At 73.4% G+C, this 10,273-nt stretch carries 8 protein-coding genes and 1 pseudogene; 5 read left to right on the forward strand and 4 right to left on the reverse strand.

Annotated features, from left to right (window positions below):
• On the reverse strand, positions 1–767 hold a 767-nt coding region (locus B7L92_RS01435), incomplete at its 3' end, for an energy-coupling factor ABC transporter permease (protein ID WP_107501341.1).
• Between the two features lie 219 nt (positions 768–986).
• On the opposite strand from B7L92_RS01435, the gene B7L92_RS01440 reads away from it, so the two are divergent.
• Entirely contained in the window at positions 987–1,343 is a 357-nt protein-coding gene (locus B7L92_RS01440) for an SsgA family sporulation/cell division regulator (protein ID WP_081235679.1), read from the forward strand.
• Positions 1,344–1,371: 28 nt separating this feature from the next.
• Here the strand turns inward: B7L92_RS01440 and B7L92_RS01445 are convergent, their stop codons facing one another.
• Together B7L92_RS01445 and B7L92_RS01450 are read right to left on the reverse strand one after the other, a co-directional pair.
• Positions 1,372–3,042 carry a penicillin-binding transpeptidase domain-containing protein gene (locus B7L92_RS01445; protein WP_081235680.1) on the reverse strand — a complete coding sequence of 557 codons (1,671 nt, stop codon included), beginning with the start codon at positions 3,040–3,042 and terminating at the stop codon, positions 1,372–1,374.
• A 165-nt stretch (positions 3,043–3,207) separates the two neighbouring features.
• Positions 3,208–4,836, reverse strand: coding sequence for a penicillin-binding transpeptidase domain-containing protein (locus B7L92_RS01450; protein WP_081235681.1), 1,629 nt, complete (start codon positions 4,834–4,836; stop codon positions 3,208–3,210).
• A 435-nt stretch (positions 4,837–5,271) separates the two neighbouring features.
• On the opposite strand from B7L92_RS01450, the gene B7L92_RS01455 reads away from it, so the two are divergent.
• Positions 5,272–5,628: a carboxymuconolactone decarboxylase family protein gene (locus B7L92_RS01455; RefSeq protein ID WP_081235682.1), complete on the forward strand. Its 357-nt coding sequence runs from the start codon at positions 5,272–5,274 to the stop codon at positions 5,626–5,628.
• Between the two features lie 162 nt (positions 5,629–5,790).
• On the opposite strand, the gene B7L92_RS01460 is transcribed toward B7L92_RS01455, so the two are convergent.
• Complete coding sequence (locus B7L92_RS01460; protein WP_081235683.1) at positions 5,791–7,536, reverse strand: dolichyl-phosphate-mannose--protein mannosyltransferase; 1,746 nt, start codon at positions 7,534–7,536, stop codon at positions 5,791–5,793.
• 181 nt (positions 7,537–7,717) lie between these two features.
• On the opposite strand from B7L92_RS01460, the gene rsmI reads away from it, so the two are divergent.
• The 3 genes and pseudogenes from rsmI to B7L92_RS01475 all read left to right on the forward strand — a co-directional run bounded on the left by rsmI (position 7,718) and on the right by B7L92_RS01475 (position 10,202).
• A complete protein-coding gene (gene rsmI, locus B7L92_RS01465; protein WP_081235684.1) occupies positions 7,718–8,566 on the forward strand; it encodes a 16S rRNA (cytidine(1402)-2'-O)-methyltransferase in 849 nt (282 codons plus the stop codon).
• Positions 8,567–8,735: 169 nt separating this feature from the next.
• Positions 8,736–9,152 (forward strand): annotated as a pseudogene (locus tag B7L92_RS01470) (hypothetical protein); the annotation flags it as partial.
• Positions 9,153–9,302: 150 nt separating this feature from the next.
• Positions 9,303–10,202: a TatD family hydrolase gene (locus tag B7L92_RS01475; RefSeq protein ID WP_081235686.1), complete on the forward strand. Its 900-nt coding sequence runs from the start codon at positions 9,303–9,305 to the stop codon at positions 10,200–10,202.
• Positions 10,203–10,273 lie beyond the last annotated feature (71 nt).

The following is a 10,273-nucleotide window of genomic DNA, read 5'->3' on the forward strand; positions in this document are numbered from 1 at the left end:
CCGCTATGGTGGGCGTGCACCTCCTCATCGGGGTCGGGGGCGTCGACCAGTTCGCCGTCCACGCGCAGCTTGAGCCGCTGCCGGACCCCGCGCGCGCCGTGCACCAGGTCCGGACGTACGGCGAGGACGGCGCCGACGGTCAGGGCCGTGATCGCGGCCTCGCCGACCCCGATGAGGAGGTGCACGCCCACCATGGCGGTGGCGACCTTGCCGATCGGGACGTCGGTGGTGCCGCCGAGCGCGTAGAGCAGGGTGAAGACGACCGCGGAGGCCGGGACGGAGACCAGGGCGGCGACGAAGGACGCGGCGGTCACCGAGCGGCGGGTGCGCGGCAGCACCGCCACCAGGCCGCGGAAGAGCGCGTAGGCGACGACCGTCGTGGTGATCGCCATGGTGATGACGTTCACGCCGAGCGCGGTCAGGCCCCCGTCGGCGAAGAGGACGGCCTGCATCAGCAGGACGACGGAGACGCACAGGACCCCGGTGCAGGGCCCCACCAGGATCGCGGCGAGCGCGCCGCCCATCAGATGGCCGCTGGTCCCCGCCGCGACGGGGAAGTTCAGCATCTGCACGGCGAAGACGAACGCCGCCACGAGCCCGGCCAGCGGAGCGGTGCGTTCTCCGCCGGACTCTCCTCCCCGCCCGGGGTGGGCGAGGCCGCCCAGTTCACGCCGGGCCCCGCGCAGGCTCACGGCGATGGCGCCGGCGGCGACGATTCCGGCCGCGGCGGACACGGGGACGTCGATGAATCCGTCGGGTGCGTGCACGGTTCGATGATGTGGCCGGTTGCGAACAGGTCGCAAGAGCGAGCGACTTGTCTTTGCCTCCTCCGTACCCGGCCCGTGCCGTCCGCCGCCGTCGTGCCCGGCCCGTGCCGTCCGCTACGCGGAAGCGCGGATTCCGGAATGCGTGCACCATGGGGCGAGGGGCGGGTACACGGGTTGCACGGCTTGTCCTGCCGACGACACAGCGTAAGGGGCCCACCGATGTCCGTAGTCGAGCAGTACGCACGAGCCCACATCGTCACGGATGCCCCGGAAGAGGACGGCGGGGCCGTACCCGTGGTGCTGCGGTACGACCCCGGGCGGGACCCCCGGCACGTCCTGATCAGGCTGCCGGACCCCGGGGCGCGCGAGTGGACCGTCGACCGGGAACTGCTCGAGCGGGGACTGCGCACCCCCGCGGGACTCGGCGAGGTGCGGGTGTGGCCGTGCGGCCGGGTGCAGACCGTGGTCGAGTTCCACTCCGCGCACGGGGTGTCGGTGGTGCAGTTCGACACCAAGACCCTGGCCCGGTTCCTGCGGCGGACGTACGTCGCCGCCGCGGAACCGGTGCCGCACTGAGGAGCCAGGTACGCGCCGGGCGCGGGGCTCAGCCGCCGCTCTTCAGCAGCGCCGCCACGAGCGGCCCGGCCGTCGAGCCGCCGTGACCGCCCTGCTGGACGACGCCCGCGGCCGCCACGTCCCCGCGGTACGCGGTGAACCAGCCGTTCGGCTTCTTCTGCCCGTCGACCTCGGCCGATCCGGTCTTGGCGCCGATCTCGCCGCTCACCCCGGCCATCGCCTCCGCCGCCGTGCCGGCGGTCGCGGTGTACGACATCAGCTCCCGCAGCTGCGCCAGCGTGCCGGCCGACATGGTGCGCGAGGCCGTCGCCAGCTTGCGGCCGTCCACCTCGGGTGAGACCAGGTACGGCTGGCGGAAGACGCCCGCCCGGACCGTCGCCGACACCGACGCCATGTTCAGCGGGTTCATCCGCACCCCGCCCTGGCCGATGAGCGAGGCCGCCATCGGGGCCTTGGACTGCACCGGCACCGCGCCGTCGAAGGTCGGCACGCCGACCTGCCAGTCGTTCTTCGCCAGCCCGAAGACCTGCTGGGTCTGCTCGGTCAGGTCGTCGTCCTCGAGCTCGGGCGCCTGGCTGATGAAGGCCGTGTTGCAGGAGCGGGCGAAGCTCGCCCGGAAGGTGCCGTCGTCGATCTGGAACTTGTCCAGGTTCTGGAACTTCCAGCCGCCGTAGCTGAAGTACTTCGGGCACGGGTGCTTCTCGTCCATGGAGGCGAGGCCCTTGTCGAGCAGCAGCGAGGCGGTGACCACCTTCATGGTGGAGCCCGGGGCCAGCGAGCCCTGGAACGCGGTGTTGAAACCGTGCGAGGAGTTCGCCACCGCCAGGATCTCGCCGGTCGACGCGCGCAGCGCCACCAGTGACGCCCGGGCCTTCTTGGCCACCTGCGCCTCGGCGGCGGCCTGCAGGGACGGATCCAGCGTGGTCCTCACCGTGCCGGGCGTGCCCTCGCGCAGCTCCAGCAGGGTCTTGTCGGACAGCTCCGCCTTCTCGGACTCCTTGCCGCGCACCACCCGCAGCTCGACGCCCGCCGTGCCGCCCGCCTTCTCGCCGTACTTCTCGCGCAGACTGTCCAGCACCGTCCCCAGGGACGGGTACTTCGCGGTGGTCAGCTCGCCGCCGTTCCGGTCCAGCGCCTTGACCGGCGGTGTGCCCGCCTCGCCGGTGACCAGCCGGTCGCCGTCCTTGAGGTCGGGGTGCACGACGGCGGCCCGCCAGTCCACCCGCGGAGCGCCGTCCCCGGCGCGGCGTATCACGGTCAGCGTGCTGTCGTACGCCAGCGGCTTGCCGAGGCCCTCGTACGCGACCGTGCCCTTCACGGAGAAGGGGACCTTGTCGCCGGCGCGGGTACCGGCGGTGAGGGTGAGGTCCTCGAGGCGGGCGTCCTTGGCGTAGCCGGTGAGCAGGGCGGCGGCGGCCTTCGGGTCGTCGGTGACGGCGGCGGCCTCGCTCACCTTCCCCGACTGCCAGGCGGTGAGGAAGCGCTCGGCCGTGGTGGTGACCTCGGCGGCGGACAGCGGGCCGGTCCTGGTCTCGGCCTGCTGCCGGGTGGAGGCCGTGCGCGTCCCGTCTTCGGCGGCACCACCGCCGGACAGCGCGTAGGCACCGAACCCGGCGCCTCCGACGACCACGGCGATCGCTCCGCCGAGCACGGCGGGTCTCGTCTTCCGTCGCTCGGCGACGTGCCCTCTGTTGCCCACTGTGTTCCGTTCCTTTGCTGCTCGCCGGGCTCCCGCGGCCCTGGTGGCGCTCTGGTGTGATGGTGCGTGGCGTTCACGGCGCGCGCGCCGTGCCGTCGCGCTGGTGGCGCTCATGTGTGCACACGACGGCCACCACCCTAGAGTCCCGGCCCGGGTACGGCGCGCTCAGGAGCCCGCTCGTAGCACGGCTGCGACAATCGGACCGGCCGCGTCGCCGCCGCGGCCGCCCTGCTGGGCCATGGCCGCCGCCGCGACGTCGTCGCGGAAGCCGGTGAACCAGCTGTCGGAGGTGTCGTTGCCGTCGACCTCCGCGGAGCCGGTCTTCGCGCCGATGTCGCCGCCGAGCCCGGCCATGGCCTCGGCGGCGGTGCCCTGGGTGGCGGTGAGCCGCATCATCTGCTTCACCTGGGCGGCGGTGCTCGCGCTCAGGCCCTCGGCCCGCGCCAGCCGCCGGCCGTCGAGCTCCGGGGAGACGAGGTACGGCTGGCGGAAGGCACCGGTGACGGCGGTGGCCGTCACCGAGGCCATGTTCAGCGGGTTCATCTGCACCTGGCCCTGGCCGAGGGCGTTCGCCGCGCGGTCCGGGCCGCCGGAGGCGGGGACGCTGCCGTCGAAGGAGACGATGCCGGTCTTCCAGTCGTCCCGGCCGATCCCGAAGCGCTCCTGGGCCTCCCGGGTGAGCGAGGCGTCGGTGAGCGGCTCCTCGTCGACGAGCTTGACGAAGGCCGTGTTGCAGGAGTTCAGGAAGCTGTGGGCGAGGGTGGCGCCCTCGTTCGGCCGCAGGCCGGTGAGGTTCTTGAAGGTCTGGCTCTGCCAAGTGGCGGTGGGCGGGCAGGGCGCCGGGCCGTTCATCGAGGTCACGCCGTTGTCGATGAGCATGGCGGCGGTGATGATCTTCATGGTGGAACCGGGGGCGACCCGGCCCTGGAAGGCCGCGTTGAACCCGTCCCGGCGGTGGTTGGCCACCGCCAGCACCTCCCCGGTGCTCGGCTTGACCGCCACCACCGACGACTCGGCGAACCGCTTCACGGCCTTCTCGGCCGCGGCCTGCACCCCGGCGCTGAGCGTCGTGCGCAGCTTGCCCGGCCTGCCCTTCGCGAGGGTCAGCAGCGGGGTGTCGGCGGCCTCGTCGGCGTGCCGGATCACCAGCTCGACCCCGGGGGTGCCGCCCGCCTTCTCGCCGTACTTCTCGCGCAGGGTGTCCAGGATCGGCCCGAGGGAGGGGTGGTCCTCCTTCGTCAGCACGGTGCCGTCGCGGTCCACCGCCTCGACGGGCGGCTGCGCGGACTCCCCGGTGACCAGGGTGTCGCCGTCCCGGAGTTCGGGGTGCACGACGGACGGCTCCCAGTCGACCAGCGCCCGCCCGGTGGTCCTCCCGCGCACGACGGTCAGCTCGCTCCGGTAGGTCAGCGGCGCGGACTTGCCCGCGTGGGTGACGGTCGCCCTCACGGTGAACGGGACGGTGGTGCCGGTGGCCGCCCCGGGCGTGATCCGCACGTCGCCGATGTGCGCCTCGTCGCCGTACGCCGCCAGCAGCGCCCCGGCGTCCTGCGCGTTGTCCGTGTACGACGCCGCCCGTGTCGCCTGTCCCTTCTCCCAGGCAGCGAAGAACTTCCCGGTCGTCTCCGCCACCTCGTCCCGGTCCGGCGGCCCGGACTTCGGCACCGACGCACCGGTGCCGCCTCCCCCGTCACCGCTCATCGCCGACACGAAGTCGTGGACGCCGTACGCGGCCCCGCCCACCATCAACGCGAACACCCCGCCGACGACGGCGACCTTGCCTCCCTTGCGCACCGGCCCTCCCCCTCACCGCCGAACCCCACGTCTTTCTGAACGTGTTCAGACAACTCGGCGGTGAGCACTCTATGCGCGGGGGGTGACGGGCGGGGCGGCCGTTTCCCTTTGTTGTCCGAAAGGAGATCGATTCGGCCCGTCCCGGCCCGGGGGCCCAATTTCGAGCAGAGGGAGGGAAGTTCCTCCTCCAGGGAGGTTTCGCACGCCCCGCCCGGCGGCGCGGGAGGGCGACGTGCGGGAGGAGGCCGACGGTCCGGCGGACGAGCGGCGCATGCCCGCGGTCACCGCTGGGACGGCACGTCCGGTCCCCGTCCGGCTCGACGCGCGCCCTCACCCGAGGGCGCCTACGCTTGAGTAGCAACCGCTGGGCAGGGGGATTCCCGCGTCGAGCGGGCGGCGGTTCGACTCCCTACGGAACCAGAAGGCGGCCCGCCCATGGCTACTGCATCCGAGACTCCCGTACTCGACACGATCGCCGCCATGACGATCGACTCCGTCGAGCGCTGCCACATGGACGAGCGAACGCTCATCCTCGCCCGCATCGCCGCACTCGTGGCCATGGACGCACCGGCGATCTCCTACCTGGCCCACATCAACCCCGCGATCAAAGCCGACTTCACGGTCGAGCAGCTGCAGGACCTCCTCGTCGCGATCGCCCCCGTGGTGGGGACGGCACGCGTCATGTCGGCGGCGGGCCACATCACGCGGGCGTTCGGCGTCACGCTCGCCCTGGCCGAGAGCGAAGCCGAAGCCATAGCCCAGGCCGAGGCCGAGAGCCGTAGCGCCTCCTGAGACGGACCCGCCGCGCCGCAGTTCCCGTCGAGGGCCCGGGGCGGGGCGCGGTCCCCGGGGCGTCTCCGGACCGTCCGAGGGCGGCCCACGACAACCGCTGACGACCGACGACGACCACGAGGGCGCGGCGGACCGCCGCGCCCTCGTGGTGTGCCCGCCCGGCTAGACCCAGGTGTCCAGCCACATCCGGGCCCGCCAGTCGTCGATGGGGATCGACGTGCCGGTGTAGAGGGGCCAGAAGTAGATGAAGTTCCAGGCGATCAGCAGGGTCAGGACGCCGGCCACCGTCGCGCCCGCGACCCGGCGGGTGTCGGAGGAGCGGGGCGGGCCGACGACGGCGCCCAGGAGCATCGCCACCGCCAGGCACAGGAAGGGCAGGAAGACGATGGCGTAGAAGAAGAAGATCGTGCGCTCCTGGTACAGGAACCACGGCAGGTAGCCGGCCGCGACGCCGCAGGCGATGGCGCCCGCGCGCCAGTCGCGGCGGAAGAACCAGCGCCACAGGACGTAGAGGAGGGCGAAGCAGGCCACCCACCACAGCAGCGGGGTGCCGATGGCCAGGACCTCACGGGCGCACTTCTCGCCCGCGTCGACGGGGCAGCCGTCCGTGCCGGGGGCCGGGGACTCGTAGAAGTAGGAGACCGGGCGGCCGGTGACGAGCCAGCTCCACGGGTTGGACTGGTAGGTGTGCGGCGAGGACAGCCCGACGTGGAAGTCGTAGACCTGGTTCTCGTAGTGCCACAGGCTGCGCCACCAGTCGGGGAAGAGCCAGGACCAGGCGCTGTCCCTGCCGTCCTTGGTCGCCCAGTCGCGGTAGTAGCCGCCGGTGCCGTCGGACGGGGACAGGATCCAGCCGATCCACGAGGCGAAGTAGGTGAACACCGCCACCGGCACGGTGGACAGGAACGCCCAGCCCAGGTCGCGCTTCAGCACCGCCAGCCGGGGCCGGTGCGCGCCCGCGACCCTGCGGGCGCCGACGTCCCAGAGCACCGTCAGCACGCAGAACGCGGCCATGATGTACAGGCCGTTCCACTTGGTGCCGATCGCCAGGCCCAGCATCAGGCCCGCCGCCAGGCGCCAGGGGCGGAAGCCGATACGGGTGTGCTCCGCGACGTGCGCGTCCGGCCGGGCCCGGCCGTCCGGTCCCACGGGCAGCGCGGCGGCGAGCCTCTCCCGCGCCCGGTCCCGGTCGACCACCAGGCAGCCGAAGGCCGCGAGCACGAAGAACATCAGCACGCCGTCGAGCAGCGCGGTCCGGCTCATCACGAAGTGCAGCCCGTCCACCGCCATCAGCGCGCCCGCGAGGCAGCCGAGGAACGTGGAGCGGAACAGGCGCCGGCCGATGCGGCACAGCAGCAGGACCGAGAGCGTGCCCAGCAGCGCCGTCATGAACCGCCAGCCGAACGGGGTGAACCCGAACATCAGCTCGCCCAGTCCGATGACGTACTTGCCGACCGGCGGGTGCACGACGTACGCCGCGTCCGTCGGGATGGGGATGTCCCCGCCCGAGGAGAGGATCAGGTCGTTGGCGTTCTTGTCCCAGTTGACCTCGAACCCGCGGTGGATCAGCGCCCACGCGTCCTTGGCGTAGTACGTCTCGTCGAATATCACCGCCTTGGGGCTGCCCAGGTTCCAGAACCGCAGCACCCCCGCCAGCAGTGTGACCAGCAGCGGGCCGCCCCACGCCGACCAGCGGGTGATCCGGTCGGCGAGCGCCGGCGGCGCCCCGAGCGTCGACCACAGCCGCTCCGACGGCTCCGTGTACGGCGGCACCAGACGGTCGCGGACGTCGCCTCTGGGGCTCCTCGCCGAGTAGCCGAAACGGCGCAGCCGCTGCTGCCACGGCGGCCGCTGCTCGTGCGGCGCCTGGTCCTGCCGGATGTCCGTGGAGGACGCGGTACTGGTCACCGCGCCATCGTAGGGAAAGGCGCTGTGGGAGTCCCGTGCCTGGGCGGTATGCCCCGCCTGTGCGGGTTCCGAGGGGGGTTCCGGTCCTGCTCCCGGCCCTCCTCCTCCCGGGCGCGTTCCGGCCGTGGTCCGGCCGTGCTCCGGTCGCATGCGGGGTCCGCGGCCCTGGGAGGATGGGGGCGTGACCGGAACCCTCGTACTCGCAGGCACCCCCATCGGCGACGTCTCCGACGCCCCGCCCCGGCTCGCCGAGGAACTGGCCGGCGCCGACGTCGTCGCCGCCGAGGACACCAGGCGGCTGCGGCGGCTGGCCCAGGCGCTCGGCGTCACGCCCGGGGGGCGGGTCGTGTCGTACTTCGAGGGCAACGAGTCCGCCCGTACGCCCGAGCTGGTCGAGGAGCTGGTGGGCGGCGCCCGTGTGCTGCTGGTGACGGACGCGGGGATGCCCTCGGTCTCCGACCCGGGGTACCGGCTGGTCGCGGCGGCCGTCGAGCGGGACATCAGGGTCACCGCGGTGCCCGGGCCGTCCGCCGTGCTCACCGCGCTCGCCCTGTCCGGGCTGCCCGTGGACCGGTTCTGCTTCGAGGGGTTCCTGCCCCGCAAGCAGGGCGAGCGGCGGTCACGGCTGCGGGAGGCGGCCGGGGAGCGGCGCACCCTCGTGTACTTCGAGGCCCCGCACCGGCTCGCCCCCACGCTCGCCGACATGGCCGAGGCGTTCGGCGGCGACCGCCGGGCCGCCGTCTGCCGGGAGCTGACCAAGACGTACGAGGAGGTCAGGCGGGGCCCGCTGACCGAGCTCGCCGCATGGGCGGCCGAGGGCGTGCGCGGCGAGATCACCGTGGTGGTCGAAGGGGCGCCGGAGAAGGGGGCCGAAGAGGTGGACGCCGCCGAGCTGGTGCGCCGGGTGCGGGTGCGCGAGGAGGCCGGGGAGCGGCGCAAGGAGGCGATCGCCGCGGTGGCCGCGGCGGCGGGGGTGCCGAAGCGGGAGGTGTTCGACGCGGTGGTGGCGGCGAAGGGCTCCGGGGAGTAGGCCCGCTTCCGGCCGGCCCGTCGGCCCCTCGGTAAAGGAACCGGGACGGCACCGTAAAGAACGGTCAAATCGGTCTCAATGTTCGCCAGGGGCGGTGCATCCGGGGGAAGCCGGGAGTCCACTGGGGACAGGGCGGATCCGTTCCGCCCGCGGACCGACAGGAGCCGGCATGACCGAGATCGAAAGGCCGACCGGGTTGCGCGCGGGCGCGACCGCCGTCGTCACCGAGTCGTACGCCTTCGCCTGCATGCGCTGCGGGTACGGCTGGGAGCAGACGTACGAGATACAGCACCACATCGACGCCGAGGGCCAGGACTTCGTGGTGTGCGTGGCGGACGGCCGGATCATCCCCTCCCCGCTGAGCCGCCCGACGTGCCGGATCTGCGACGGTCACCTGGTGCGGATCATGCGGGCGGGCCGGGTCGCCTCCGCCCGCGACGCCGCCCACCGCGAGCGCCTGATGCCGCCCGCCGGTCCGGTCGAGGCGCCGTGGGACGCCGAGGGGACGGCGCCGGCCGAGGAGCGCCGTCCCGGGGACCGCCACCACTGGCACCTGTCCGACCTGCTGCACCTCTTCCGCCGGGAGGACCGCCGGGAGAACCACCGGGAGGTCCGCCGGGAGAACCACCGTGAGACCCGCCGGGAGGACCACCGCGAGACCCGCCGGGAAGTCCGCCGGGAGGGCTGACGCCCGTGCCCGGACGGTGCGGAACGGCCCTTCCGTAGGATCGGGGACATGTCTGCGAACGCCCCCGACAAGCCCGGCACGCCCGGCAAGGACACCGCCCCGCCGCTCCCGGAGCCCCTGCGGGTGCCGGTCGCGGACTCGCACACCCACCTCGACATGCAGTCCGACACGGTGGAGGAGGCCCTCGCCAAGGCGGCCTCGGTGGGCGTGACGACGGTCGTGCAGGTCGGCTGCGACCTCGCGGGCTCGCGCTGGGCGGCCGAGACGGCCGCGGCGCACGACGCCGTCCACGCGACCGTCGCGCTGCACCCCAACGAGGCCCCGCGCATCGTCCACGGGGACCCCGACGGCTGGTCCCGGCAGGGCGCCCGCGAGCCCGGCGGGGACGCGGCGCTGGACGAGGCGCTCGCCGAGATCGACCGGCTGGCCGCGCTGCCCCAGGTCAAGGGCGTCGGCGAGACCGGTCTCGACTACTTCCGCACCGGGCCGGAGGGCAAGGAGGCGCAGGAGCGGTCCTTCCGCGCCCACATCGAGATCGCCAAGCGGCACGGCAAGGCCCTGGTGATCCACGACCGCGACGCCCACGCCGACGTCCTGCGCATCCTGAAGGAGGAGGGCGCCCCCGAGCGGACCGTCTTCCACTGCTACTCGGGGGACGCGGAGATGGCGGAGATCTGCGCCGCCGCCGGATACTTCATGTCGTTCGCCGGCAACGTCACCTTCAAGAACGCGCGGAACCTGCGCGACGCGCTCGCCGTCGCCCCGCCGGACCTGCTCCTGGTGGAGACCGACGCGCCCTTCCTGACGCCGGTGCCCCACCGCGGGCGGCCGAACGCCCCGTACCTGGTGCCCGTCACGGTGCGCGCCATGGCCGCCGTACGGGGCGTCGACGAGGACACCCTCGCCGCGGCCCTCGGGGCGAACACGGCCCGTGCCTTCGGTTACTGACCCGGACGCGCGTCCCCGCGGGGGCGGGCGGGCCGCGCGGGTGAACCGGGGCGCCCGGCCGCCCCGTACCC

The sequence above is a fragment of the Streptomyces viridosporus genome, from assembly GCF_002078235.1.
Lineage (GTDB): Bacteria > Actinomycetota > Actinomycetes > Streptomycetales > Streptomycetaceae > Streptomyces > Streptomyces viridosporus.